This window comes from Desulfogranum japonicum DSM 18378, from assembly GCF_000429945.1.
In the GTDB taxonomy this organism is placed as follows: Bacteria; Desulfobacterota; Desulfobulbia; order Desulfobulbales; family Desulfobulbaceae; genus Desulfogranum; species Desulfogranum japonicum.
Window position 1 is genome coordinate 1 of record NZ_AUCV01000022.1, and the last position, 25,808, is coordinate 25,808.

Genomic DNA, 25,808 nt, shown 5'->3' on the forward strand with positions numbered 1-25,808 from the left:
AAGCCGCTAAAGCAAGGGCTCGTGGATACAGGACCAAACCAAACCTTATCACTATCGCATACATTATCGGTGGGAAACTTAATTATGGCTTACCCACATGATGTAGCGAGGAGCCAACTTTTAATTTTCTTCTATATAGGCAGGGGTAGCGTTCTGCATGATGCGATTCTCTGACGAGAAATCAAATACTATTGATGATCCCTGTGCTGCAATGCAGTATGTAGAGATCTGCGACGGGCCGTCTGGGTTAGTGGCCACTTTACCTCGATTCTATCAAGCATCTTGAGTAAATAATGGAACCAGAACAAAAAAAGATTTGGGATCAAATAATGAACGAATGGGACAGTGATAATATTTCATGTCATCGTCTCTATGCTAAATTATATACAGCAAAATACCCAAATGATGTGTTCGGCTGGATTGCCCTCGCAGATGCGCTATCAAAAATAGCGAAATATGATGAGGCGAGAGATGCGTTAGAGAAAGCCAATTTACTTTCTTCAAAAGATCATCTGCATATTGTTTATCACCAAATTGGACATCTTTATAAAGAGAAAGGTGATCATCCTCTTGCAGAGCGGTGGTATAGAAAAGCCGTGGAAGCTAAAGAAACTACACGCAACTTGATTTTTCTGGGTGCTTGCTTGGCAAAGCAGGGGAAGTTTACAGAAGCAAAGAAGTATCACAGGAAGGCAATAGAAGTTGCGTCTGATATTCCAGAGGAGGCTTATTATAATCTTGGGCTGATTTTTAACGCCGAAGAGAGGTTTGCCGATGCATATAAATGTTTTAACAAAGCATTGGATCTTGATCCTGAATATACCGTAGCCAAAGATGCAAGGGCAGATGCCCTTAAGGCATTGCAAATCGTGTAGTCGGTGTACCACTTCTCTCGGTCATCACGTAATCAGTTTGGAAAATCATGTGGCTAAGAGCAACGGTATTCCGATAGAATATACCTTGCCATTTTAAGGAAATAGCATTTGAATGATCCAGGCTTTTATAGAGGTTTAAGCGCTTCACCTGTTAGGGTTGAATCGTTGGGCGAATTTGGTAACTTTTACTACAATTTTTCTCTGGTAATTTTGGCATTGATTTCAATATATTGCTTTTTAAATCTTTGGAAAAAGGCGTTTGATGTCAAAACAAAAATTAAATGGTCAATTATCTTGTTAATTCCACTTTTAGGACCTCTGTTTTACGGCTATTCAGCATGCGATCCTCCCCCTAAAAAAAGAATATATAGAAAGAAAGGGTAGCCCCCTGTGTGAGGGTAGTTGTCACATCCTCGAAAAAGGATTCTAATAAAGGGTGTTGGTGATACGACAACTATATTGACACGCGTCGCGTAATAAAAAGGGGAAGATGTCATAATGACTATGACACAGCCAGTTATGAGAAAAGAGTTACTGACGGCTCTTATTGATCAAAGAAAGCTCGTCGCAAAAATCGAGACCCAAGAAGTCACAATAAACGTGGGAATAGAACCTCCTTTGCATTTGCACCCCTTCCCGACGGTGGGCGTAGCCACAGAAGGACAAATTGCCTTTGAAATCGAGGGAGAGCGCCCCCTGCACCTTATAAGGTTGGGGACACTCCAGCTAAATTTGTAATTTTCTATCTACTTGGTGAGAATGAAAAAGAAACGGTTCGGGTACTGGAAAAATAAAGTACACCGAACAAGGCAAAATCGACCGAGGCAAATAGCCGTACGGCTGATTTGCAAAGTTTTACACATTTTCCCATCGCTATCAAGAGGAGATTTTTATGAAGGTAAACGCGGAGTCAAATCACTTTTACCCCACGAAACGCGCGCAGACATCTACTGCTAAAGCACCAATTCCGCATCATTTTCGTCCGCACTAACAGTGGCCACTGACGAAACGGCTTCCGTCAAACAAGAAGATTTCACAAGCATGACACGCAAGGAAATGTTCGATTGGATGAACGACCAAATCCGAAGCGGGAAAAAGTCTCTTGATGAAAGCTCACCTTTCCTAGGAATGACTATGCAAACCTCGGTGGCCACCGGTCATCAGGTCGATATGGCTACAGAGACACCACGCGCATCAATTTCGTTGAGAAGGCCCCCAATAAGGCCGGAAAGTTGGGATCGCTAGCTTTATAGCGCTACTGCTCGAAATTGCAGTCACGCGATCTCGCCCAAAAGATAGAAAAATACTGCTCGTGGAGTTATGGCCAAGTCTGGTGTTTAAGGAATAGCTTTCAAATGACAGCCCTGTTGAGTTCGCTTTCTTTTAAAGAGGTGACCGGCTCCCCATCCTTGAACTGGACACCCCGGATAATTTCGGCAAGCAGCTTGAATCCTCTTAGTTTTCGCCATTTTTTTTCTGCGCTCATCGCCAGTTTATAGACCATGGCCAAGATCGTTCGCTGGGCAACACAACCTCGTGTAGTATCCGCTCTCAGACGTACAGTAGCAAGGTTCGATTCAATAGGATTGAATGCCCGAATGTATTGCCAATGTTCCGCTGCAAAATCATAGAAAGCGAGTAACTGCTCTTTATCTTTCGACACTGACTCCCCCGCTGGGGGAATCAGTGAAATTGCCAATCAAGGTCGCTCCTAGCGAAAATCGGTCGATAGAGCGGATTTCATATCTTAAATTTCCCAACCAACTGTTCAAGCTGATTTGCTAACTCAGAAAGGACCTGAGCGCTGGACTGAACCTGGTCAGAGCTGGAATCGATTTGATTTGACTGTTGACTGATCTCCGCCACGTCACCGTTAATATCCGTTACTCCCAAAGTGGATTGCGCCACGTTTTCGTTAACCTCTGCAATTCCTTGAGACGCTTGAGCTATATTGTTGGCAATCTCATTTGTTGCTGCAGACTGTTCCTCAACAGCTGTGGCAATGGTATTTATAGCTCCATTAATCTCGACAATTACGTCGGAAATTTTAGTAATGTCCTCGATAGATGAGCCAGCGGTCACCTGCATGTCATCGATTTGGTTTTTAATGTCGATGGTTGCTGCAGCCGTCTGACGTGCCAGCTCCTTAATTTCATTAGCCACCACTGCAAAACCTTTACCAGCTTCACCAGCCCTTGCCGCTTCAATGGTGGCATTAAGCGCCAACAGGTTGGTCTGTTCTGATATTTCAGTTATTGTTTCTGTGACCTTGCCAATTTTTTTCGCCGATTCACCGAGATTTGCCATTTTTGCAGAGGTTTCTTGAGATTGTTTAACCGCGCTGTCGGTAATTATTCGCGCTTTTTCGGCACTTTCTGCGATTTCTTTGACAGTGCTCGTCATTTCTTCGGTAGAAGACGCGATCATGTTGACATTGCTTGTAGACTGCTCCATGGCCGCTGATACCGACTGGAAGTTGCTGCTGATTTGTTCCGTTGCTGCGGCGACCGATATTGATTTACCTGCAGTGTCTTTTGCTGCCGAAGACAATTGCTTAGAGATCGCTGCAAGATCGGATGAAGATGCAGACAACTTATTGACTCCATATATAATTTCCTTGATCATCGCCCCTAGCTGGCCAACCATTCCGTTAAGGGATTTTGCCATTAGGCCTATCTCATCCCCTTGTTTGACATAAAGTTTGGAAGTGAAATCGCCTTTGGCCATTGTTTCAGCAAAAACTGCTGTTTTACGTACTGGATCCGTGATAACCCGTGTGAGAAAGAATGCAAAAAAGCATCCCAGTATCAGTGCTGCAATGGCAATCAGCAGCATCGTACGGATGGCTGTTTGGCTAGATCCCTTAAGAGTTGTTCCCAGCTCCTGTTGATCTTTAATGTAGGAATCAAGCATATCAGCAATGATAGTTGCTACCTCGACTCCAACCGGCGATAAATAATCGTCATAGACCTTGGTTCGACCTATTGCTGCTTTGGCCATATTATTAAAATGGCTAATATAATTTTTTACATCGTCGAGTACTTTCTGTGCCATAACCGATCGCTCGTCATGGGGGGAACTAATTATCAGGTTAAGTAACTCTTGCAGTCTCGAATTTTCAACGACGACAGCTTGGGCATCATCTTCAGTGGCGGTGGCTAGAAATTTTTGGGCGTAAAGTCGTGCCAAAAGAATATGCTGGCTAGCTTGATTAGCTTTTACGGCCGTATCGAAATCCTGATCAGATTTCGCTGAAGACATAATTTGGTTGATGCCTTGCAATATGGCAGGTCCGACACTCCTAAGCTTTTCGTTGATGATGTGATCACTCTCTCGAATGTCTATAACCAGCTGCTCAAAAGATTTTTCATAAGACTTGACGTTTTTGTCTATTTTTGCGATTTGTGCTTTCCGTTCAGGTTTATTAATAACTTCAACTGCCTTTTCTAAAGATCCTTGCAGCTCAAGCATGTATTGCTTGTACTCCTTGAGATCTTTATCACTATGGGTAATCATGAAATCTTTAACCTTCATGCGTACCATCAGCATATTCCCTTGAAGAGCTCCTATTATATTCGAGTTATTGGCTCTACGATCGTACTCAGTCATCCCTTTGACTACGTTGCTCAAGCCGTCCCAAGAAAAATAAGTAACGATCAACAACAAAACCAAAACGAAGCCGAAGCCGCTCCCAATTTTCATGGATAACTTTAAGTTATTCATGCCTATCACCTATATCCTTTTGGGCATTAGTAAAATATTCAATAAATTCATACAAATATCTACGAAGTTAAAAAAGTACTCGCAACTTATTCAAATACAAACCCACCTCGTTGCAAAGTAATATAAATGACAGGTATTGGCATTCCCTTTCAACTTGTTGGGAATGTTTTTCAATAATTTATGTGTTCTGTCTTGGCCGCTAAAAAAATGACCCATTTATACCAATATAATTTCTTACTTTGGCCAATGGCTGTTTGGGGATTCTCATCATGTACGGACGGTGGTGTTGAGTCGCTCATACAACTCGGCATACGGCCCGAGAGCCAAGGTGATTTAGTTGATCAAAACAGGAACTGAGTTTCGGAAAGTAAAATTCAGTGTTGAGATAACGTCTCATATTTTTAAAGATTAAGATTGCCATTTGAAACCTCAAGAATTTTGAGGTTCGCTCAAAGTTCAGCTTTCTCCTATATCTCGTCGGCCTGATCGTGCAGGATAGCAAAATTCTGCTGCCAGTTTTAGGACAGTCTTTTTGCTTCGTTCCAATAACCATTCTTATTGGCGCTTAATCCAAGCCCGGCTCCTTGTTTGCAAGCCGCTATAGCTAAACAGTATACTTTTTGCTCTGCAGGCGAGACGTTGAGGCGTTTTGAGGAAACGAATTACCCCCTCAGGAATCTCACTTTCACCTAACGATACTGCGCATGCGTTTTCACCATAGTACAGGAAGATAACACAGTTTAACAAAAATAATTCCAATTAACCGCACTGAACATCTGTTGGTGCCAGTTAATCAACCATCAATATCAGCAAAAACGGTCAAGCACGTTTTTTCAGAAAGGATATGATTGGCGTTATGAAAAATCTGAAAGAGATAACTAAAATGGATTATGCAAAACGAATGGACAGAGTGCTGGAACACATTCAAGACCATTTGGACGATGAACTATCGCTGGAAATTCTTGCTGACATTGCCTGTTTTTCGCAGTTTCATTTTCACCGTATCTTCAGCGGAATGATTGGGGAACCTGTCAAATCCTATATCAGACGATTACGGCTTGAAAGGGCGGCAAAGAAATTAGCACATACCGATGCGCCTGTTACCACGATTGCTTTTGAAAGCGGTTTTGAAACACATGAATCTTTCACGCGATCTTTTCGAAAAGCGTTTGGCATTTCCCCTTTGCATTATCGCAAAACAAATCAGATTGAAATCCGGAAAAAACGTAGACATTACTGGAAGGAGATTACAATGAAAGCTGAAATCGTTACGCTGGAAGACATGGACGTTATTTTTGTTCGTCATGTGGGCCCTTACAATATGTGTGGAGCCGCCTGGGAAATACTTTTCCAATGGGCTGGACCAAAAGGCCTATTGCAACCTGGAACCAAAATTATGGGTCTTAGTTTTGACGACCCTCAGGTAACTCCACCGGAAAAACTCCGCTACGATGCGTGCATCGAAATCAAACGGCAAATTAAAACTGAAAAGCCTGTTGGCCAAAGACATGTGACTGGCGGAAGATTTGCCAAGACTACGCACATGGGCCCTTATGACTCATTGGCTGAAACCTACGCTCAACTCTGTGGTCAGTGGATTCCTCAAAACGGTTATGAAATTATTAATAGGGAATGTATCGAGATATATCTGAACAGCCCTGAAAATACGGAACCACAAGAGTTGATAACCGATATTTACATACCTGTAAAATAAGAGGCTGTCTCCATAAGGTCACATTACGGAAACGCTTGAAGAAGGAAAAAATTTATGGAAGGATGATGTTGGCAGCTTGGACTTGACCTGACAGATGACGACCAGGACAGCTTTTTGTCAGGCCAAGTCGCAATCATTGCTAAAATATGACGTTTATTTTGAAATGATATGTAATATCAATCACACCGCCCTAGGACACACAGGGGTGAGAAATATATTTGAGGTCTTGTATGAATTCCTACCATTTTACTCTTGAAGTCGAACCGCAGCGTGAAAATCCTCTGATTGCCCATGTTTCCAGGGCAGTTGTCCACATATGGGTGTTATCGACTGACATAGATGAGGCAAGAGACAGGGCTCTTCGTTTTCTCCAGACCGAGCAGTGGGAAGTAATTGAGGAGAAAGATGCTTATCTCGCAACTGCAGAACAAATTGATGCACTCCAAGCCGAAGAATTATCGAATTATCAGGCAGCTCAAGCGGAGGGAATCCACGCGGCATTTTACTACTGGCACAGGTCTGAATAGTCAGACTTCGCGTACCACGCATTCATGAAATAAAGAGTGTCATGCTAAATACAGATGCCAATGCATTTGGCTTGTTGTTCTTTTCACATGCTGGGATGTGACAACAACCGGCGCACTTCTTCGGGAGACACTGGCCGCACCAACCGGTCGATTTCTTTGCCATCCCGCAATAAAATCAATGTAGGCCACAGTTTAACGTTGAATGCTCGGCCTAATTTTTTCCCTTTACCGTCATATATTTTGATATGATGTACATCCGGCCATTCTGCCAGCACTTCCTTGACTGCTGATTGCACAGTCTGACAATGTCCACACCAGGGGGTACCGAATTCCAGAATGGTATCTCCAATCAATTCATATACCTGTTCCATCGTCGGGGCATCTTCCACATACTCAGGATTAAAACCTTTTTGGATTATCTTCATGTCTCTTTATTTCCTCAAATCGAGTGTTTTTAGTATTTCAGGGTAACTGATAACAGGTACTCCACGAAGTCTCCCGCTGGTTGCTTATCTCTTTGCACGATCGCGGTTTCCCCCATAGATAGCCTAACGGAGTCTCCGCTTACCTGGAGTCTTCGCTTACCTACGAAAAAAACGCGCTTGTCCAAATCTGAAGCAACTGTGACCAGTTACAACTCAGAACTAATTGAAAAACCAGTGTTGTTACCCCGTGATCAGTTACTCTCCCTCAGCTCGGGGAGTGATTTTCGTGCCAACTTCTATACTGACGACACTGCCGCAATGACAAGATAACAAAACAACCAGACACAATCACTGAAAACTATATGTACATATCTCGACCGTCGTACCACGCAGTAGGATCATTTGTATTTTTTACTCTTTGATATGAAGTTCTATTTTACACAATTGAAATATACAACGGCACGGATAAAGGTTGCTGCTGCACTCCCACCAAGTGGTATTATATTGAAATTACGAGGTATTATGACACGTATCAATAAAATTTATGATTTTAAAAAATTTTACTTCACTTTTTACATGCTATCAGCTATTTGTCCGTTATTCCAAAATATAACAACATGTTAGGCTTGACTTTGTACCAAACTACACCCATAATACACCTTGTTTACAGAGTAATAACATTACTCTTGTTTATTACTATTTTTTTAAGGATTATTATTATGGCAATCAGTGCGAGAAACTGCGTAAAAGGGAAAGTAAAAAATATTAAAAAAGGTCAGGTTATGGCAGAAGTAACTGTTGAACTTTCTCCAAACGTTGAAATTGTTTCTGTTGTGACAGAAAATTCAATCAATAAACTCGGGATTGAAGTTGGAAAAGATATCAATGTTGTCATCAAAGCAACCAGTGTACTACTAGACGCTTGATAACATCTTAAAAATATGTGAGGGGTGATTCATCAATCTTCCCTCACATATTTACAATTTTACTTTATTCTGATTACAAAAATTCCACTTCTCCAGATCTAAGATCATAATAGGCAGGCACAATTTTTACAGATCCGTTTTTCACCAACTCTGCTACAATTGGTTCAGACTCGGCAATTTTTACAGAAATCAATCTGGCAAGTTCTTTGGAGGCATTGTTAACCAGGTCTCCCTCGACCTCCTTTATATTTTTTATAGCAGTTTGGATCGCCGGACCAAGCGTGGCAATGTGGCCTTCAAGGACAGCGCCACTGGCAACCGCACTTATAGCCCCACAACTTGCATGCCCCATAACAATGACAACAGGAGTATGCAGGTGCTTAACCGCATACTCTATTGACCCTAGTGAGTGATCTCCAATTACATTGCCTGCAACCCGTACGACGAAAAGATCACCCAGTCCCTGGTCAAATATATCCACAGGCGGCACACGTGAATCTGCACAGGTAAGGATAGTTGCGATAGGCTCCTGACCAGCGGTTAGACTCTCTCGACTTTCTTTACAATGGTTTGGGTGCTCAAGCTTTCCAGAAATAAACCGTTTGTTACCATCTTTGAGTATCTGTAGAGCCTCTTCAGCAGTGGGACGTTTAGATTGTTTTTGGATCATTTGCTTCCTCGATTGGAATATTGATTATAATGAATCTCGCGCAGAGCTTGATTGTATTGTTTTTCTAACGACCTCAACAATGCCTGCTACGCTACATATATTTGCCGTTTATCAAAAAATGAATCCAGATACTCGCGGCATAGCCAAGAGCTATGGCAGGAGTCCACTTCAGGTGGCCCAAAAATGTATACGTTCCCCTTGCCTGACCCATCAGGGCTACTCCTGCTGCTGAACCGATTGAAAGCATGGATCCGCCGACCCCGGCTGTAAGGGTAACAAGCAGCCACTGCCCGTGTGACATCTCAGGCATCATGGTCAATACCGCAAACATTACCGGGATATTATCGACAATGGCAGACAGAATACCCACCAATATGTTAGCCGCACTTGGTCCAAGGTCGAAATACATAAACTTGGAAAGCAGTGTCAAATATCCCATAAAGCCAAGCCCGCCAACACAGAGAATAATCCCATAAAAAAAGAGCAGTGTATCCCATTCAGCCCGGGCCACCTTACTGAAAATATCAAAAGGCACAATCTGGCCTATGCGCTCTTCAGCTTTCAACGGATCATAGGTAGCCGGATCGGGCTTATGGGTTTTGTTGAGATAGTAGCCGAATATTTTCAGAAGAGAGAGACCAGCCATCATGCCTACCATAGGAGGCAGATGCAGGAAGTTATGAAAACTTACCGCAGTCGCGATGGTCCAGAGAAACAGCCCGATAATGATGAATGCGCCTCGCTTGAGTTTGAGATCCTCACTGGTGGCCTCAGGCTGGAGATTCGGGATAGAGAAATGCATGAGTGCGGCCGGAACAATCCAGGCAACAAGGGATGGAATAAACAAGGCCAGAAACTCCTGAAACTGAACGATCCCTTTCTGCCATACCATCAAAGTGGTGATGTCCCCAAACGGGCTGAAAGCTCCACCCGCATTAGCGGCGACTACGATATTGACACAGGCCAGCAATACAAACTTCTTATCTTCCTTGCCAATGGCCATGACCACCGCACACATCAATAACGCAGTGGTTAAATTATCGGCTATTGGGGAGATAAAGAATGCCAGCAAACCCGTAATCCAGAAAAGTTTACGATAGGAAAACCCTGCATTTACCAGCTTGACCCGCAGTACCTCAAACACCAGTCTCTCCTCCATGGCATTGATAAAGGTCATGGCAACGAGAAGAAACAGGAACAGCTCCGCATATTCTAGAATATTGTGGCGGATAGCTTCCTCGGCAACGCCTGTTATGCCACCCATTGCGTAAACCATACCGATCAGCCCCCAGATAATACCTGCTGCCAATAATACAGGTTTGGATTTTCGCATATGGGTTACCTCCTCAAGCATAACGAAGGCATAGGCGATAATAAATACGAAAATACCAAGATACCCCACCCAGTGTTTGGTAAGATCAAGTATTTCCGCAGGGCTTCCAGGTGCAGCTGATGCCAGGCTTGTTGAGACAAACCCCAGTATTACAGTCAAGAGAGAGATCAGCCCGATCATGCTCAGTTTTTGCATTTGTAAACTCCAGTGTTGTTCCATCACTTATCAAACAGGCAGGTTTCAGGCGTCTTTGTTCCCATGAAACCGTATTGCGAATTCTTACAGCCCGCATTGTTCAGGCAATTGCGCAGAATCGGCAATCACTTCAGAGATGCTTTTTTAGCTTTCTCCTTAAAAAGCGTAATTTCCTTGCCCTTTATCAGCCCTCTGTTCTATTGTGCTCCGCAGGCAGAATGCCCTCCAGAATAAGCACTCTTTCTATTCTTCATTACATTAAACTCTAAATATAATTCGGACAAATAGATAAATACGCTGCAACAGTTCTAAAAATACGAATAATAGAGATCTATATGGAATGGCTCAATTACCATCACCTGTTTTACTTCTGGACAGTTATGCGTGAAGGAAGCATCACTGCAGCCAGTGAAAAACTATGCCTTGCGCAATCAACAATCAGCGCTCAACTCTCTAAACTGGAAGAAAACCTGGAAGTCAAATTGACACAAAAAGTTGGACGAACCCTGGAACCTACTGATGCGGGACAACTTGTTCTGCGATATGCAGATGAAATTTTTTCATTGGGCAGAGAGATGATGGACTCGCTAAAAGGACTTCCAACCACAGGACCATGGTCTTTACGGGTCGGAATCGTTGACGTGGTGCCAAAACATGTTGCCCAAAAGCTTTTGGCACCAATAAATACCTTACCGGAAAAGGTCCGGTTGATCTGCTATGAAGGAAAAGACGAAAACCTCCTGGCTGAGTTGGCAATGCACAATCTGGATGTGGTGCTGACTGACACCCCCTTACGTTCAGGGTTGAGCGTCAAGGCCTATAATCACCTCCTGGGAGAATGCGGAGTTTCTTTTTTTGGAACAAAAGATCTGGCAGCGCAGCTTAAAGGGGAATTCCCACATTCTCTCAACAATGCTCCAATGCTATTTCCTATGGCGATGAGTACCTTACGTAGAATTCTGGACCAATGGCTAAATAAAATGAGCATCACCCCCCTGATAGTTGGCGAATTTGTCGACAGTGCTCTCTTGAAAGTCTTTGGCCAGGCTGGTGATGGTATCTTTATAGCTCCGACAGTTATTGAAAGAGAAGTTGTAAACCAGTACCACGTCCAGGTAATTGGCCGGACACAGGATATGAAAGAAAAATTCTACGCTATTTCAGTTGAACGAATCATCAAACATCCGGCAGTAGCAGCCATTTCTGAAGCGGCACATCAAAAACTATTTTTTTAATTTCAAAATATAATGATCCAGAATCAGCAGACAGATGTCTTCCCAGTGTACGTAACTGATCACGGGGTCAACAACACAGATATTTCAATGAGTTCTGAGTTGCAACTGGTCGCAGGTGCTTCAGATTTGCGCAAACTAGGGTCGCGGGAAAGACTACATATCCCAAAATTGCGTAGGATATCGGTTTGGTAACGTTGTCGCGTCAATGGTTCGATACTGGCCGTATTGAGCCTTTGACACGACGACGTTACCGAGTTGAGAGACAAGTAAGATTGGATAATTTATTTTTTCCGTGCCCCTTAAATACTGATCATTTGTAGATTTTTTTTCACCTGTGCCATGTGTTCAATGGCTCCTTTGTAATTCTTGTTGAACTTCAAGGTTTGTTCAAATGCTGCTTTTGCCTTTAGGAGCGAATCCTTATCTTGATTAATCTGGCCCAGTTTTAAATACGCCACACCTAAGCCAAAAAAGGCACGTGGGTTTTTACGTATATGCTGAGTAGAACGTTCAAAGTACGGTATAGACTCTTTGTATTTTTGTTGTTCCCAGAGCAGTTGTTCTCCCTTGGCAGAGCAGGCCTCACCAAGAACCCTATGTCCCAGGATGAAGTTCATCAGATCCAATGCTTTTTTTGCCTGTTGGATTGATTCGTCATAATCTGAGAGTTTATACAGTAAAAAGCTGGCATAGTTGACTCTGGCCCAGGGATCATCGGGGAACATGTCTACCAACTTCATGTGGATGGCTCGTGTCTGTCGATATTTTTTTTGCTCTTTATAAATATGGATCAAAAGATAGCACGCATCGTTAAATTCTTTATTGTCCTTATGGGATTCAAGGGCTTGCCTGACGTAGCGTTCAGCTTCATCATATTTTTTTTCATCCAGAGCTATTTGCCCCCACATAAGAGGTACTTTGGGATTGTCAGGATCTATCTGACTGGCCCTAAAAGCTAAATATCTGGCAGTTTTCAGGTCTCCAGTCATAATAAACGGAAGACTGCCATAATAGTATGCATCAAAAAAAGATGGATATAGCGTATACGCTTTGAGAAAATACCTTTTAGATTCTTGTAATGATTCCTTTTTGTAACTTCTAGAGTGCAGGTATCCAGCTTTGTAAGCAAGCCTTGCTTTTCCTACGAGGTAATATTGGCTATCTTTTGTGAAAAAATTGATCCTTTTCAGTAAATTTTCTACTTTTTTTAATTCTGGAGTATTTCCATGATAGTTATCCATTATTTTCTGGGCCTGATGATACAATTGTATTTCAAGATTTTCTGTTGAGTGTGCATCTACAGAAAGAGATGCTATCCATATCAAGCTGAATATGAATGTGGACAGAACTGAATTCAGGTTTTGCATAACAACTAACCACTTGTTTTGTTTACTCTTTACACAACATGTCAATATTAATTTGATGCATCCCGGTGCGTATCTTTTTATCTTGTTGCGGTCGAGGCTAAATGTACGTATTGAAAAAATGCCAACAGTTCATCGGGGTATAAAAAACCTGGCATAACCCGCTAGCTGTAAGCCAACCGCAAGGAAACTCCGCGGGAGTGCGAGTGAACGCCTACTAAAGACGAACAAAGTTCGTGTTATCAATTTCCTGGATCATCACGCAATACAAAAATCGGCGCCCCCTCAATAACCATTGCGTGGCAACAACATTTTTTTTAAGGGATTTTAAAGGCCGCGGAAAAAATACATTATCCAATCTTGTTGGTCTCTCAACTCATTCTTCTATACAATTTTTGGATAGGTGTTATTTTCCCACCCCTAAAGCATTGACACCGGTGTCAACTCAACGATAAGAAGATCGTTACATTGCAGGGCATTTTAAAAAATACGACAAGGAGCTGAGGGTTATGGTTGAGGAGTACAAGGAGCTTGAACTGGACGACAATTCAAAAGAATTAGTAATAAAATGGCAACGACAGGCTGAAGCCCTCAAAAAGCGGCACCCGGAGTGGGATGCAGAAAAAATTGAACAAGAGATGAAACAATTCATCATCTCGGATGCAGAAAAAGTGTTTTCCTCAAAGGATGGAAAAGCCTATGTTGAAGAATTGAAAGCTCTCATCCAAAAAGCCGAAGCTGCCAGAAACCGGGCCATAGAAAGCATTATGATTTACATGGGAAAAACCAGCCCCGATGCAGTTGCTACGGCCTTATTTGAGCTGAATTGCGGATGCATCAGGGCCTGTGCAGTATCCGACGAAGGTGCTCCCATGGGCGAAATGATCATGGTTTCCGGTAGACAGGTGGAAGAGGATTACGAATGTAGCATCTGTGAAAATGACGGCGGTACCACGCCTGAGCGATGTATCAACAAGGCAATAGTCTGGCCGGGGGAAGAATCTGAACTCCCCTCTGAGGAGTTCAGACTTGCCATCGGTAAGAAGGTTTTCGGCGATGAGTATTCTTTAGACGATATATAGTTCTTGTAAACAGATGAAATTTTTGATTTTTTATTACCCCGGGCTGCTAACACCTTTTTCAAGGAGGACGAACAGCCCGGCATCTCTGGCAGCAAAAAGGACCACAGGGGCTCTATCCCCCATCAATATATCAAGAAAAAACAAAATTTTCTGACCCGCAATTCTGTTGAAAAGTCATGCAGTTTCCTGTGCGTTGCCGATACCCACCTCTGCAAAGGTCTTAATCTCAGCAAGAATACGGGTAGATGCGTCAAGGAGATGCATAGCCACGGCAGCGCCGGTTCCTTCACCAAGTCGGAACTGCAGATCCAGCAGCGGTTGCAGGCCAAGATGTTTCAACATATAGGCGTGGCCAACCTCAACAGAATTATGGCTAGCAAACAAATACTCCTTTGCTCCAGGAGCCAGGGAACATGCAATCAGGGCTCCTGCTGTTGAAATCAGCCCATCACAGATAACAGGAACGCCATTCACGGCAGCACCCAGCACCAATCCGGCAAGACCGCCGATCTCAAGGCCACCGACCTTAGCCAGTACATCCAAAGCATCATTTGCGCCAGGTTTGTGAAGACTCAGTCCCTGTTCAATCACCCTGATCTTATTGGCCAGCATGTTGTCATCAATACCAGTTCCACGACCGGTCAATTTTTCCACCGCAATCCCAGAAAAGGCAGCAATAACAGCAGTAGAAGGAGTTGTATTACCTATTCCCATGTCCCCCGTACCCAGCAGGTCCACAGGATGTTCGCTAATAAGCTCCTCAACAATCTCTATGCCTGCCTCCACCGATCGAACCGCCTGCTCCCGGCTCATGGCAGGTTGCAGGGCAAAATTTGCTGTGCCTTTGGCAACCTTTTTATGAAAAATGGGAAGGTCTGATTCAAAATCATGGTTTACGCCCAGATCAGCGACCCGCACCTCTGCACCGGCATGCTTGCCCAGCACAGAGACAGAGGCTCCTCCATTTACAAAATTATAGACCATCTGCGGAGTCACTTCAGGGGGAAAAAGACTCACCCCTTCTGCAACCACACCGTGGTCGCCGGCACAGGTGACAATAACCTTTCTCTTGAGTTGTACGTCCAGAGTGCCTGCGATGGCAGCAAGCCGTGCACTTACAGGCTCCAAGATTCCCAAGCATCCCTGGGGTCTGGCCTGGTCTGCAAGCCGTTGTTGGGCCTGATTGCGTATATTCTGATCTGGAACGCGAATAGCCTGTATGGTTTGTTTCAGTTTATCCATTGTATCGTTCTCTTACACTGCTCCTGAACACTCTCTGTTCAGGAGCGATAAGTGGTTAAACATGTATTTTAAAAGTCATGAAAATGCGGATCAGGCAGCAGATTCGTCAGTGGTCTTCTTATCTCCTGCTATATCGGTCTTAAAAACCTCCATGCCTTTTTTCATGGCACAAAAATCGCCGCACATTGTACACGTATCATCGGCTTCCGGAGTTCGTTCTGTTCGAACCTGTGCGGCAATCTCTGGAAACAGCAATACTTTTTCCAAATCCTGCCAGCGCATGTCACGTCTTGCCATGGCAGCCTGTTTTTCACCTTGTCGACGGTCAGGGTATTTGGCAATATCGCCTACACGAACAGCCAGACGTGTAGCCCGTACCCCTTCACGAACATCCTCTTCATTGGGAAGAGCCAGATGTTCCGCAGGGGTAATGTAACAGATCAGGTCAGCGCCGTAACGGGCGGAGTTGGCAGCGCCGATAGCCGCAGCTATATGATCATACCCCGCCCCGGTGTCCAAAGGTATGGGGCCCAGGACATAGTACGGAGCATTACCGCTCATTCGTTTTTCCAGCATAATATTTCCGGCTATCTCATCCAGCGGTACATGCCCCGGCCCTTCCACCATCATCTGGCAGCCCATTTCACGACCTCTTTCTGCCAGTTCACAGTTAATTATCATTTCCGCCATTTGGGCCCTGTCATGGCTGTCATGAATAGCTCCGGCTCGAATACCGTTACCCAGAGATAAAATGGCGTCGTATTTTTTCATGAGTGCGCACACTCTCTCAAACTGTTCATACAGCGGATTTTCCTTGCCGGTGGCGTCCATCCAGGCAACCATAAAGGTTCCACCTTTGGAAGCAAGACCGCCATATCTGAATCCCTGCCGGCGGAGGCGTTCGATGGTGTACTGATTAATTCCGCAGTGAATGGCCATAAAACTCAAGCCATCTTCCAGTTGCTGCTCAATAAGGTCAAAGAGATATTCCGGGTCAAGTTTTGTGGGATTATGGTGCCTGCGAGCTGTTTCTTTAAAAGCCTGGTACAATGGCACATTGCCTACAGGTAAAGACGTGTTGGCCAGAACTTCCTGACGGATTTTGTCAAGGTTCCCGCCAACAGAGAGTTCCATAAGGGTATCTGCCCCTTCCTGCTCTGCAATTTTTGCCTTTCGCACTTCTGCGGCAATATCACAGATATCAGAAGAGGTGCCAATGGATGCGTTGACTTTGGTTCTCAGGCCCGACCCGATGCCAACAATTTTTTGCTGCGGCCGCCTGGGATTATTGGCGATAACAATCTCTCCTAGTGCGACCTTGGAACGGATAAACTCAGTTGACAGCCCTTCCTCGCGGGCAACGGATTCCATCTGGGGCGTAATTACGTTTTCTCTTGCATACTCGAGTTGGGTTTTCATTATTCCTCCAACAACCTCCTAGCGTCATTCCAGAAATGGCTATATTCCGTCCACGTTCAAAAACAAACATTTCGAACGTCTTCAAGAAGTTATGCCAGCTCTTCAAATACACACTAATATATGGAGTGCCTTAAATGCAAAAAGGGTTCTGAAAGGCACACCACCCTTTCAGAACCCTTTACCATCGTGTTCTGTACCAAAACAGTTCTATACGTCTTCTGACTTCCGGCTCATCATCAAGTGCGCCTTCCCAATCGCAGCAGTGCTCATTCAAAAAGTCACGCATACAGACCAGTGGCTTCCATACGGATGCACTCAACTTGCACAGTTACAGCGGCGGGACCGTCACGGATTTACACCGTGTTCCGTTTATACAACTGTCTTTATGTTGAACGGGCATTAGTAACAAATTTGCGCAAGAAAAACAATCCCCCGCAAGAGTGATTTTTCCACTGACTTTATCACGCCATATCAAGCTATTGCCCACTTACATAAAGCTTTCCCAATCACTTTGCACAACAGACTTATCGACAGAAATTGAACTTAAGACATTTCCTTCTTTGGAGATTCAGTGCTTTTTCTGTATCATTCTGGTACAAACATCATAATATTTTTTGTTCTTATCTCTAGCTGACCCGACTCGATAATGCCTGAAATCCTGATAGTTGACAATAGCCGCACCTTCAGTTTACTCGCCTCTCAACGTATGGAGTGCGAACTTGGTCTTCCGGTGCGCACCGTGCATACCTTTGCCAAGGCTAAAGAAATCATTGAACGTCCTGACAATAATTTTTTTGTAGCTCTGGTGGGAATGTACCTTGACGATGCGGATGGTGGCGCCATCGTTGACCTGATGCTTGAACAAGGCATACCAACCATTGTCTTTACCGGAACCTACAGGGAAGACATTCGAGAAAAATTTCTCGCAAAAAATGTGGTTGATTATGTTCTCAAAGAGGATTTATACAGCCTTGACTATATTAGCAAGCTGATTGGCCGCCTGTGGAGAAATCGGGAAACCAAAGTTCTTGTTGTGGATGATTCCTGGACAATCAGGGAACATGTAACAAAATTATTAAAAGTGCAACTCTTCCAGGTACTGACTGCCACGGATTCCGAAGAGGCTCTGCAACGTCTTGCTATGAATCCTGATATTAAGCTTGTCATTACCGACTATGACATGCCAGGGGACGATGGATTTAGGATGGTCAAAAAAATTCGCCGCCGCTATGGCAGGGAGCAACTGGCAATAATCGGCCTTTCGTCCCACAATGAAAAAAAACTCTCCGTCAAGTTTATCAAAAACGGTGCAAACGATTTCATCACCAAACCGTTTCTGCCCGAGGAATTCAGTTGCAGAATCGCCCAAAACCTTGAAATGCTGGATTTTCTCCAGAAAAACATAGACTCTTCCAATCGCGACTTTCTCACCGGCCTCTATAATCGAAGATTCCTGTTCGATGCCGGGCAGAAACTCTTTGAAAATTCGAAGAGAAAAAATATTTCCATTGCTGTTGTGCTCATTGATATCGACCACTTTAAAGATGTCAACGACAGCTATGGCCATGACATTGGGGACTGCGTTCTGAAAAAGGTTTCCTCAATCCTTATGAACTGGTTCAGGGGAAGTGATATTATTGCAAGACTCGGAGGCGAGGAATTCTGTATTATCACCACCAACATGCACAAGGATTTTTACCTGGGAATCTTTGACCAACTCCGGGAGACCATCAGCAACAGTACCATGTACACCGGTGAACATTCCTTTAATATATCGGTAAGTATTGGTGTATGCACAGACCTGAAAAAAAGCCTGGAAGATATGATCCAGGAAGCTGATGCCCTTCTCTATAAGGCAAAAAATGAAGGAAGAAACAGAGTTATCATTTCATCTTGACGATACCACGTATGGACGATGACATCAGCGTCAGCAGATTATAGGAGCACCAGCAGGAGACTGTATAGTGTACCTGTGGTCACTTACTCAGCTTCTATTGTGTACCGATATACACAGGCCGAAAACTCCCTTCGGCTCGTTGGAGTGCCAAATCCAGCTCTTTGAGCATTCTGGGTGTATCATGGGGGAGTTGCCCGAAAATATTCACATAATTGGTATAGTGATCACTGGTCAGTTGTGAGGTCACATCCAGGGAGGTCAGAAATTCCCTGGTTTCCCGCAATACTCCATGGGGTCCCAGCATTTGAAAAACCCCTGCCTCCACGTCCTCAAGCATTGGCGTATGTATTTTTGGCAAAAATGTCCGTAACCGAATATAGGTAGGATTGATGGCATTCAGGGCGAAGGCCGTTGCCTGTGCATGCTCAAAGCTTCGCTCCACTCCTCCGATTCCCAGGAGCACATACATGCTCAACTCTATCCCCGCTTCCATAACGTATCTGCCGGCTTCAATCTGCTGCTGACGAGTTGTTCCTTTGCAGACGCGTTGGAGAATAACGTCATCTCCAGACTCCAACCCGACATGTATGCGTGAAAGTCCGGCCTGGGCAAGTTCCCTGAGTTCCTGTTCACCTTTTTGATGGATATACTGGGAAGAACCATACACTGTAATACGCTGCAGATGGGGAAAAACAGAATGAGCATGCCTACAGATCATACTCAGCTGTTCTGTTTTCATGGCAATGGTATTGCCTGCAGGAAAAAACAACGTGGTTACCAGCGGACTGCAGGACTCGGAAGCTTGATTAAGATCTGCGATAATATCGGCAACCGGCCTGATTTTAAAAGGCGGACCATTTTTATACACCATGCAGAACGTACAACGATTGTGAGGGCAACCGACAGTCGCCTGAATAAGCAGTGAATCTGCTTCACTGGGTGGTCTGTAAATGGGGCCTTCATACTGCACGAATATTACTCCTCAGGGTATTGGTGACTACATGCTTCAGTTGTTACTTGCTAACACCAGTCTGATTTCATTGGCAAGATCAGGCATAGACACAGGTTTAAGCAAAAAGCTGTCTATCCCCAGTTCATCACGTCTTTCTTTGGATATACTGGTGTGAAGTCCGGTACACATCAAAACAGGCACTTCAGGACGGATGGAACGTATTGCTTCAATTAAATTGTCCCCGGAAAGATTGGGCATGGCCTGGTCTGCAATGATAATGTCATATTTATCCGGATCCTCCCGAAAGGCGTCAAGGGCCTCCATGCTGTCTTTATACGCGCTCACCCGATAGCCAAGCATTTCAAGCTGCCTGACTCGCAAAGTAATGATCTGCGCTTCATCGTCCACCAATAGCACATGTTCATTTCCACCAAGGATACCGGATGGACTCTTCAGATCAGCATTTTTTTCTTCCGATGTTACAGGAAGATATACTTTAAAAGTACTCCCTTTACCAGGCTTGCTGTCAACTTCTACAACTCCGCCCAATCGTTGCACCACGCCATGCACCTGGGACAGTCCCAATCCGGTTCCTTTTCCCTGTTCCTTGGTGGTAAAAAATGGATCAAATATTTTGCAAATCATCTCCTCAGGAATTCCCATACCGGTATCTGAAACGGTAAGTACCACATACCTCCCCGGTTCCACTCCCACTTCCACCATTTCATTTCTCTCCACATCTTTGCGTTCCAGGCCCACAAACATCTGCCCGCCCTGATCCTCCATGGCATGAAAGGCATTTGTACAGAGATTCATTACAACCTGATGCACCTCTGTGGGGGATGCGTTGATAAGTCCGCAATCCTTTTCAATCCGACTGGTTATCTCGACCGTGGCAGGGATAGAAGCCCGAAGCAATTTCAACGCCTCTTTGACAATTATCTCCATCTGAATCGGCCTGGCCTCAACCACATCCTGCCGTGAAAAAGCCAGTATCTGCCGGACTAGATCCCTGGCCCGCATGGAAGCGGCATAAATTTCATTGAGGTTTTCCCGCTGTAGACCACTTGGAGGCGAATCATTTAAAAGGAGCTCCGTATACCCGATGATGGGTGTCAGGATATTATTGAAATCATGGGCAACCCCACCGGCAAGGGTACCGATGGCTTCCATTTTCTGCGCCTGCTGCAAACGAGCTTCATAGGCAATCTGTTTTTCTTCCAGCTTTTTTAAAACAGAGATATCTGCCAGGGTTCCAATCATGCGCAGAGGTTTGCCCGCCTGATCTCTCTCCATAATTTTGCCGCGGTCCAGCACCCACATGTACGAACCGTTTTTCCGACGAATACGATATCGTTTGCGAAACGTAGTTCTTTCTCCGCAAACGCAGCGTTCAATGGCTCTCACAACTTCTTCCCTGTCCTCCGGATGCATACGGGCATAGGCAACATACATGGTGGTCGCAAGCTCCTCATCCTGCCCGTAGCCCAGCATTGTCCTCCAGCGGGGAGAATAATATACCGAATCCTGAACAAGGTCCCAGTCCCATACTCCATCACCGGCACCTTCCAGGGCAAAATGCCACCGTTCTTCAGTCTGACGTGACCATTCCAAGGCATCGGCAAGACCTCGGATAAGGATTCCCAGGGCAATAACAGTGATGGAACTGATAAATACAAAGGTGATGGATGTGGTCACCCACACATCGATGGAGTATTGGAGACTGAGCCAGGAGGTGGCACCTGAATGAATATGCACACCGCTTATGGTCAGTACTATCAGTTGAGCAACCAGTGCGACCACCCCAGCACGAATACCCAAGGTTAATGTGGCGATAACCGTGCATGTAAAAAGCCAGAGTCGCCCACTACCGATCGGCCCCAGGGAAAACATCGACAGGGTAGCCAGGCCAAAAAGCCCGCATATAATGATCCATGCACGAATCTTAAGGGGAACGGAACGGAAGAAAGTTACAAACAGACAGAGCAGGTAGGCAATGATATACCCAAAAAAATTCACCCAGAATTCATCATGATACGCCCTGATGAGACTCTTTATCAGGGGAATTGAGCCTCCCACACAAATGGCTCCAGAAAGGAAAAGAAAACTCTTTTCCCTCCATCTCTGCAGTATCCCGGATTGATCAGAGGAAAATAACTGTTTCAGGTATGTAAATGGTGATGACATTGGAGCCCCTTCTGCCGAGGAATATTTGTGCTCCCTATTACAGGCCTGTTTTTTGTACGCTTACCAATGAACGATAACCGCTTATCTATATAGAGGTAAGAGTATCTTCAGGCCTTTGCTGAGGAGACTGCACTGGGGAACAAGAACTCTCCAAAAGTTATTACATAACAACAAGTTGGAAGTCAAGTTGAAGTTGCTTGTTCACAAACCATTATGAATGCATCATATGCATATTGTATGAGAAATTTCCCATATGAGAGTTCCAGGTATCAGGGTTCCATAAAAGCCTGAATAAGTAGATGCAGTCCCATATCCACCGGGCATCGCCTCAAATGTCTCTCTGTTGAACATTTAGTCACTTTTAGACGAAAAGAAATACAACAAAAATACATTTTTCTTGACTTTTATTGCTTTCACGTTTTAACTGAATGACGATTCAGGTGTTCACAAGAACACAAGAGGGAACTCCGTGAAAGTCGGAGACGGGCCCGCCGCTGTAACCGGGGACGAACACTGCACCTTGTCACTGATCAGATGATCGGGAAGACGCAGTCAGTAGAATGATCCGGAAGTCAGAAGACCTGCCTGAATCCTGAAGCATTACATGCTGCGAGGACAACAGCGCTTCTCCAATACATCTGCGGATAAAAAAGGGACATCCCGGATTGAACAGTCAGTTCAATCCGGGATTTTTTTTTGGGCAGAAGTAATCGCTCCCAGAGTGCCTCGCATAGGTTAACAGTTGGCAAAGCCTTGTGAGGTAGTAATGGTACAGCAGTTATCGGTTCTAGGTATACTCCTTGTTTTTCTCTTCACCTCTGCGCCTGTTCATTCTGCAGAAGTTGATGATCAGGTACAAAAAACAGTGCAGTCTGCGCTCTCTACGCGCAAAAAAAACCAGCAGGAAGAAGAACAATGGCGTCAGGAGCAAGCCAGGCTCCAGGCTACTTTTGAAACTTTGGAAGCCGAAGTTCAGGAACTGCGCCTGCAACAAAACCAACTCGAGACCTCCATTCAGGATACGCAACAGCGTATCGTCGGAAAGACTTCCCAAATTGCTGATATCGATGAGATAACAGCGCAAATCGAGCCCTTTCTGGATGAGCTTTTCATCTCACTGAAAAAAGCCATTGATCAGGGGCTGCCATTTCTCCAGGAAGAAAGAGAGCAGCGCCTGTACAGAATAACCTCCCTGGGTTCCGATCCATCGGTGAGTATCAGCGAGCGGTATCGGAGGCTTGCGGAAGCCCTGCTTGTGGAAGCTGAATACGGCTTCACAACGGAAGTATACCAGCAGAAGATTTTACTCGAGGGAAGTGAAACCCTGGTGGATATTTTCCGCCTTGGTCGCCTCAATCTATTCTACCTCACCCTGGATGGAACACAGTGCGGCTCCTTCAATCCTGCTGAAAAACAGTGGCATCCCCTGTCTGTCACCAATCTGCCGGCCATCCAGTCTGTCATTGCAATGGGTCGCAAACAGCATCCCATTGAGCTGGTAAACCTTCCCATCGGCCAGATACAACCGATGAATCAGGAGGTGCAGCAATGAATCACTTACGCTCATTCTGCACAGTTGCCTGGGCCCTCCTGCTATTATCTTCCCCTTGCTCTTTTGCCCAGGATATGCGTGTTATTTCCCTTGAAGCAGAACAAGCTCGCAACCTGCTCACTGAAAAAGCCACGCAGGAAAAGGCAGCGGCCGAGCAGGCGGCTGCCCAAAGCCGCAAGCAAATTCTTGAAGACAGAGAAACCCTGCAACAGGCCATTACCAAGCTGCAACAGGAAAAACAAACCCGTACGTCCCGTGTGGAGGAACTCACAGCCCAGAGCGAACAACTTGGCAAACAGGAAGAACAGCTCACAGCAGAACTTGAACAAAAACGGGCAACCGTTGGTGAATTGATTGGCACCATCCGCATGAATGCCAAAGATCTGGATTCACTGGCCAGCCAGGATCTAACCAACCGGGCGACCGGTGAAATGACCAGCTTCAGTAATCTGCTTGCCCAGGACGGCCAGCTTCCTTCCATGGGCCAGATTCGGACCATGATGGATGCGGTGGCCAGCCTTATTGATCATTCCCAGGGAGTGGCCCGAATTCAAGGCAACATAGTTGATCGAACCGGGCACGCCTTGAGCAGTGAGATACTGCTGATAGGACCATTTACGGCTGCCTATTCCCATCAAGGGGAAACCGGATTTCTCACATACTCTCCCGATGGAGATAACCTGTATGCCCTGTCCAGGCTGCCTTCTTCAGGAATGCAAAAACAACTCGCCCAGTATATGGAGGGCAAGCGGAGCAGCGTTCCCATTGACATTTCCAGAGGTAACGCCCTGCGACAGCTCAGTAATCAGTTACAGCTATCAGACCAGATTCAGCGGGGAGGGCCCATTGTCTGGCCCATTGTGGTAATTTTTATTCTGGGGCTCCTGATAGTACTGGAACGCAGTATACATTTAATCCGAACCAGGGCACGTACATCCAGGATCATTGACCAGATCCAGGTATACTGCAAAAATAACCAGTTCAGTGAATGCGAGGAGTGGCTCGCAAACCATGCCAGCAAACCCCTGACCAGAATTCTTCTTGCAGGGGTGCGCTCCTTTCAAAAGAGCAGGGAAGACCTGGAAAATATTCTTCAGGAAGCCATTCTTCGCGAGATCCCTCCCCTGGAACGATTTCTCTCCACCCTGGGCATGCTGGTAGCCATTGCTCCCCTTCTCGGACTGTTGGGCACCGTCACAGGTATGATCAATGTATTTCACGTCATCACCCTCCATGGAACAGGTGATCCACGGCTGATGTCCGGTGGTATTTCCGAAGCCCTGGTAACCACCATGCTCGGCTTGGGAGTTGCCATTCCCCTGATGCTGCTACACAACGTACTCCAGCGGAGGGTTGATGAACGCATCGGCGAAATGGAAGAAAAGGCCGTTTCACTGGTGAACCTGATCCACTCCAGCAACGGTAAGAGTATGTCTTTATGACTGGTCAATTATTTCTCCAGTATCATGACAGCCTGAATTTTTTCCGCACAGGTGGGCCAATCATGGTGCCTCTCATGCTGATCAGTCTGGCCATGTGGGCATTAATTATTGAGCGATTGTTTCATTTTCGTCGTCTTCTCCAAAATAACCAGCCCATTGATGCCCTCTGGACCGCTGTCTGCTCCAACCGGGGTCAGGCTCCTTCCTTAACAGGCCTCAATGGTCTGCTTCTGGATACCTTTCTCCGTCGCAGAAGCGGACACCTGCAGCTTGATCACTACATTGTCGACGAAATAGTTCTCTCCCTCAACCGCTCACTCAATAGTTACCTCGCCATTATCGGTGTGCTGGCTGCCATCGCCCCGCTTCTAGGTCTGCTGGGCACAGTTACCGGCATGATGAACACCTTTAATGTCATGGCTCTTTTCGGAACCGGTAATATCAAGGGAATGGCCAGCGGCATTTCAGAGGCTCTGATAACTACCCAGACCGGTCTGGTTATCGCCATTCCCGGCTTATATATGAAGTCTTTTCTGGATCGTCGCGCACATAATGCCAGGCATCAGGTTGCGGCTGCCGGATATTACCTGCGCAATCACCTCAAGGAGTATAAGGAGTACGATCCATGCTGAATATCAGTGCCTCTCGCAGATCTAATCGGCAGAAACCGGGGCTGGATATAGCTCCACTCATAGATATGGTCTTTATTCTCCTGATCTTTTTTCTGGTGAACACCAGCTATGTCAAAGAAACCGGCATTGAAGTTATTCGTCCGACAGCGGCAACGGCCACTGCTGCAAAAAATACCACCATTCTCCTTGCCATTGACAAACAGAACAAAGTGTTCATGCAACGCAGGGAAATTGATATTCGTGCTGTTCGAGCCAATGTTGAGCGGGCACTTGCAGAAAACCCTGAAAGCAGCGTGGTTGTGGTAGCGGATAAAGCCAGTGCCACCGGAACAGCCATCCAGGTCATGGACGGTTGCCGCATGGCTGGCGCGACCAGTGTTTCCCTGGCAGCAAGTCTGAATCAGGACAAATAAAAC

The 25,808-nt window shown here is 45.3% G+C and carries 21 protein-coding genes, 1 pseudogene and 2 riboswitches; of the genes and pseudogenes, 12 read left to right on the forward strand and 10 right to left on the reverse strand.

The window, feature by feature from the left end; all coding sequences use genetic code 11:
- Positions 1–293 precede the first annotated feature (293 nt).
- The gene (locus G493_RS0111425) at positions 294–875 is read left to right on the forward strand and encodes a tetratricopeptide repeat protein (protein ID WP_028580491.1); all 582 of its coding nucleotides are present in this window, start codon (positions 294–296) and stop codon (positions 873–875) included.
- A 108-nt stretch (positions 876–983) separates the two neighbouring features.
- Positions 984–1,259, forward strand: coding sequence for a hypothetical protein (locus G493_RS33385; RefSeq protein ID WP_153306487.1), 276 nt, complete (start codon positions 984–986; stop codon positions 1,257–1,259).
- A gap of 967 nt (positions 1,260–2,226) precedes the next feature.
- Here G493_RS33385 and G493_RS0111435 read toward each other — a convergent pair.
- Both G493_RS0111435 and G493_RS32130 read right to left on the reverse strand, forming a co-directional pair.
- Positions 2,227–2,541, reverse strand: a pseudogene (locus tag G493_RS0111435) (transposase); the annotation flags it as partial.
- A 74-nt stretch (positions 2,542–2,615) separates the two neighbouring features.
- Positions 2,616–4,598 (reverse strand): HAMP domain-containing methyl-accepting chemotaxis protein, encoded by a 1,983-nt coding sequence (locus G493_RS32130; RefSeq protein ID WP_051309248.1) that lies wholly within the window; start codon positions 4,596–4,598, stop codon positions 2,616–2,618.
- Between the two features lie 856 nt (positions 4,599–5,454).
- Between G493_RS32130 and G493_RS0111445 the strand changes: the two genes are divergently transcribed.
- Together G493_RS0111445 and G493_RS0111450 are read left to right on the forward strand one after the other, a co-directional pair.
- The gene (locus G493_RS0111445) at positions 5,455–6,312 is read left to right on the forward strand and encodes an AraC family transcriptional regulator (RefSeq protein WP_028580494.1); all 858 of its coding nucleotides are present in this window, start codon (positions 5,455–5,457) and stop codon (positions 6,310–6,312) included.
- A 230-nt stretch (positions 6,313–6,542) separates the two neighbouring features.
- A complete protein-coding gene (locus G493_RS0111450) occupies positions 6,543–6,839 on the forward strand; it encodes a hypothetical protein (protein ID WP_028580495.1) in 297 nt (98 codons plus the stop codon).
- An 83-nt stretch (positions 6,840–6,922) separates the two neighbouring features.
- Here G493_RS0111450 and G493_RS0111455 read toward each other — a convergent pair whose 3' ends face one another.
- A complete protein-coding gene (locus tag G493_RS0111455) occupies positions 6,923–7,264 on the reverse strand; it encodes a thioredoxin family protein (RefSeq protein WP_028580496.1) in 342 nt (113 codons plus the stop codon).
- A gap of 719 nt (positions 7,265–7,983) precedes the next feature.
- On the opposite strand from G493_RS0111455, the gene G493_RS0111460 reads away from it, so the two are divergent.
- Positions 7,984–8,190 (forward strand): TOBE domain-containing protein, encoded by a 207-nt coding sequence (locus G493_RS0111460; protein ID WP_028580497.1) that lies wholly within the window; start codon positions 7,984–7,986, stop codon positions 8,188–8,190.
- 73 nt (positions 8,191–8,263) lie between these two features.
- Here G493_RS0111460 and G493_RS0111465 read toward each other — a convergent pair whose 3' ends face one another.
- Complete coding sequence (locus tag G493_RS0111465; protein WP_028580498.1) at positions 8,264–8,860, reverse strand: carbonic anhydrase; 597 nt, start codon at positions 8,858–8,860, stop codon at positions 8,264–8,266.
- Positions 8,861–8,951: 91 nt separating this feature from the next.
- Positions 8,952–10,388 carry a sodium:proton antiporter NhaD gene (gene nhaD / locus G493_RS0111470; protein ID WP_028580499.1) on the reverse strand — a complete coding sequence of 479 codons (1,437 nt, stop codon included), beginning with the start codon at positions 10,386–10,388 and terminating at the stop codon, positions 8,952–8,954.
- Positions 10,389–10,723: 335 nt separating this feature from the next.
- On the opposite strand from nhaD, the gene nhaR reads away from it, so the two are divergent.
- Positions 10,724–11,623, forward strand: a complete 900-nt coding sequence (gene nhaR / locus G493_RS0111475; RefSeq protein ID WP_028580500.1) for a transcriptional activator NhaR — start codon at positions 10,724–10,726, stop codon at positions 11,621–11,623.
- Between the two features lie 299 nt (positions 11,624–11,922).
- On the opposite strand, the gene G493_RS0111480 is transcribed toward nhaR, so the two are convergent.
- The gene (locus G493_RS0111480) at positions 11,923–12,990 is read right to left on the reverse strand and encodes a tetratricopeptide repeat protein (protein ID WP_028580501.1); all 1,068 of its coding nucleotides are present in this window, start codon (positions 12,988–12,990) and stop codon (positions 11,923–11,925) included.
- Positions 12,991–13,496: 506 nt separating this feature from the next.
- Here G493_RS0111480 and G493_RS0111485 point away from each other — a divergent pair.
- Complete coding sequence (locus G493_RS0111485; protein ID WP_028580502.1) at positions 13,497–14,069, forward strand: hypothetical protein; 573 nt, start codon at positions 13,497–13,499, stop codon at positions 14,067–14,069.
- A 174-nt stretch (positions 14,070–14,243) separates the two neighbouring features.
- On the opposite strand, the gene cobT is transcribed toward G493_RS0111485, so the two are convergent.
- Both cobT and thiC read right to left on the reverse strand, forming a co-directional pair.
- Positions 14,244–15,311: a nicotinate-nucleotide--dimethylbenzimidazole phosphoribosyltransferase gene (cobT, locus tag G493_RS0111490; RefSeq protein ID WP_028580503.1), complete on the reverse strand. Its 1,068-nt coding sequence runs from the start codon at positions 15,309–15,311 to the stop codon at positions 14,244–14,246.
- 90 nt (positions 15,312–15,401) lie between these two features.
- Positions 15,402–16,730: a phosphomethylpyrimidine synthase ThiC gene (gene thiC, locus G493_RS0111495; protein ID WP_028580504.1), complete on the reverse strand. Its 1,329-nt coding sequence runs from the start codon at positions 16,728–16,730 to the stop codon at positions 15,402–15,404.
- 195 nt (positions 16,731–16,925) lie between these two features.
- A riboswitch (cobalamin riboswitch) is annotated at positions 16,926–17,134 on the reverse strand.
- A 242-nt stretch (positions 17,135–17,376) separates the two neighbouring features.
- Between thiC and G493_RS0111500 the strand changes: the two genes are divergently transcribed.
- Positions 17,377–18,627: a diguanylate cyclase gene (locus tag G493_RS0111500; RefSeq protein ID WP_028580505.1), complete on the forward strand. Its 1,251-nt coding sequence runs from the start codon at positions 17,377–17,379 to the stop codon at positions 18,625–18,627.
- Positions 18,628–18,721: 94 nt separating this feature from the next.
- On the opposite strand, the gene G493_RS0111505 is transcribed toward G493_RS0111500, so the two are convergent.
- Positions 18,722–19,597, reverse strand: coding sequence for a radical SAM protein (locus G493_RS0111505; protein ID WP_028580506.1), 876 nt, complete (start codon positions 19,595–19,597; stop codon positions 18,722–18,724).
- A gap of 36 nt (positions 19,598–19,633) precedes the next feature.
- Entirely contained in the window at positions 19,634–21,766 is a 2,133-nt protein-coding gene (locus G493_RS32135) for a PAS domain-containing sensor histidine kinase (protein ID WP_051309249.1), read from the reverse strand.
- Positions 21,767–22,187: 421 nt separating this feature from the next.
- Positions 22,188–22,369: riboswitch (cobalamin riboswitch) on the forward strand.
- A 163-nt stretch (positions 22,370–22,532) separates the two neighbouring features.
- Between G493_RS32135 and G493_RS0111515 the strand changes: the two genes are divergently transcribed.
- From G493_RS0111515 to G493_RS0111530, 4 genes are read left to right on the forward strand one after another with little or no spacing between them, the layout of a single operon-like run.
- Positions 22,533–23,318: a DUF3450 domain-containing protein gene (locus tag G493_RS0111515; RefSeq protein WP_035274266.1), complete on the forward strand. Its 786-nt coding sequence runs from the start codon at positions 22,533–22,535 to the stop codon at positions 23,316–23,318.
- On the forward strand, positions 23,315–24,760 hold the full coding sequence (locus tag G493_RS0111520; RefSeq protein ID WP_028580508.1) for a MotA/TolQ/ExbB proton channel family protein: 1,446 nt from the start codon (positions 23,315–23,317) through the stop codon (positions 24,758–24,760). The genes G493_RS0111515 and G493_RS0111520 overlap by 4 nt, the downstream gene beginning before the upstream one ends.
- Positions 24,757–25,392, forward strand: a complete 636-nt coding sequence (locus tag G493_RS28950) for a MotA/TolQ/ExbB proton channel family protein (protein WP_051309250.1) — start codon at positions 24,757–24,759, stop codon at positions 25,390–25,392. The genes G493_RS0111520 and G493_RS28950 overlap by 4 nt, the downstream gene beginning before the upstream one ends.
- Positions 25,386–25,805 carry an ExbD/TolR family protein gene (locus G493_RS0111530; protein ID WP_028580509.1) on the forward strand — a complete coding sequence of 140 codons (420 nt, stop codon included), beginning with the start codon at positions 25,386–25,388 and terminating at the stop codon, positions 25,803–25,805. The genes G493_RS28950 and G493_RS0111530 overlap by 7 nt, the downstream gene beginning before the upstream one ends.
- Positions 25,806–25,808 lie beyond the last annotated feature (3 nt).

Coding starts and splice junctions, on each gene's coding strand:
- G493_RS0111425 (WP_028580491.1), top strand. CDS start 294: ATGGAACCAGAACAAAAAAAGATTTGGGATCAAATAATGAACGAATGG.
- G493_RS32130 (WP_051309248.1), bottom strand. CDS start 4,598: ATGAATAACTTAAAGTTATCCATGAAAATTGGGAGCGGCTTCGGCTTC.
- G493_RS0111445 (WP_028580494.1), top strand. CDS start 5,455: ATGAAAAATCTGAAAGAGATAACTAAAATGGATTATGCAAAACGAATG.
- G493_RS0111450 (WP_028580495.1), top strand. CDS start 6,543: ATGAATTCCTACCATTTTACTCTTGAAGTCGAACCGCAGCGTGAAAAT.
- G493_RS0111455 (WP_028580496.1), bottom strand. CDS start 7,264: ATGAAGATAATCCAAAAAGGTTTTAATCCTGAGTATGTGGAAGATGCC.
- G493_RS0111460 (WP_028580497.1), top strand. CDS start 7,984: ATGGCAATCAGTGCGAGAAACTGCGTAAAAGGGAAAGTAAAAAATATT.
- G493_RS0111465 (WP_028580498.1), bottom strand. CDS start 8,860: ATGATCCAAAAACAATCTAAACGTCCCACTGCTGAAGAGGCTCTACAG.
- nhaD (WP_028580499.1), bottom strand. CDS start 10,388: ATGCAAAAACTGAGCATGATCGGGCTGATCTCTCTCTTGACTGTAATA.
- nhaR (WP_028580500.1), top strand. CDS start 10,724: ATGGAATGGCTCAATTACCATCACCTGTTTTACTTCTGGACAGTTATG.
- G493_RS0111480 (WP_028580501.1), bottom strand. CDS start 12,990: ATGCAAAACCTGAATTCAGTTCTGTCCACATTCATATTCAGCTTGATA.
- G493_RS0111485 (WP_028580502.1), top strand. CDS start 13,497: ATGGTTGAGGAGTACAAGGAGCTTGAACTGGACGACAATTCAAAAGAA.
- cobT (WP_028580503.1), bottom strand. CDS start 15,311: ATGGATAAACTGAAACAAACCATACAGGCTATTCGCGTTCCAGATCAG.
- thiC (WP_028580504.1), bottom strand. CDS start 16,730: ATGAAAACCCAACTCGAGTATGCAAGAGAAAACGTAATTACGCCCCAG.
- G493_RS0111500 (WP_028580505.1), top strand. CDS start 17,377: ATGCCTGAAATCCTGATAGTTGACAATAGCCGCACCTTCAGTTTACTC.
- G493_RS32135 (WP_051309249.1), bottom strand. CDS start 21,766: ATGTCATCACCATTTACATACCTGAAACAGTTATTTTCCTCTGATCAA.
- G493_RS0111515 (WP_035274266.1), top strand. CDS start 22,533: ATGGTACAGCAGTTATCGGTTCTAGGTATACTCCTTGTTTTTCTCTTC.
- G493_RS0111520 (WP_028580508.1), top strand. CDS start 23,315: ATGAATCACTTACGCTCATTCTGCACAGTTGCCTGGGCCCTCCTGCTA.
- G493_RS28950 (WP_051309250.1), top strand. CDS start 24,757: ATGACTGGTCAATTATTTCTCCAGTATCATGACAGCCTGAATTTTTTC.
- G493_RS0111530 (WP_028580509.1), top strand. CDS start 25,386: ATGCTGAATATCAGTGCCTCTCGCAGATCTAATCGGCAGAAACCGGGG.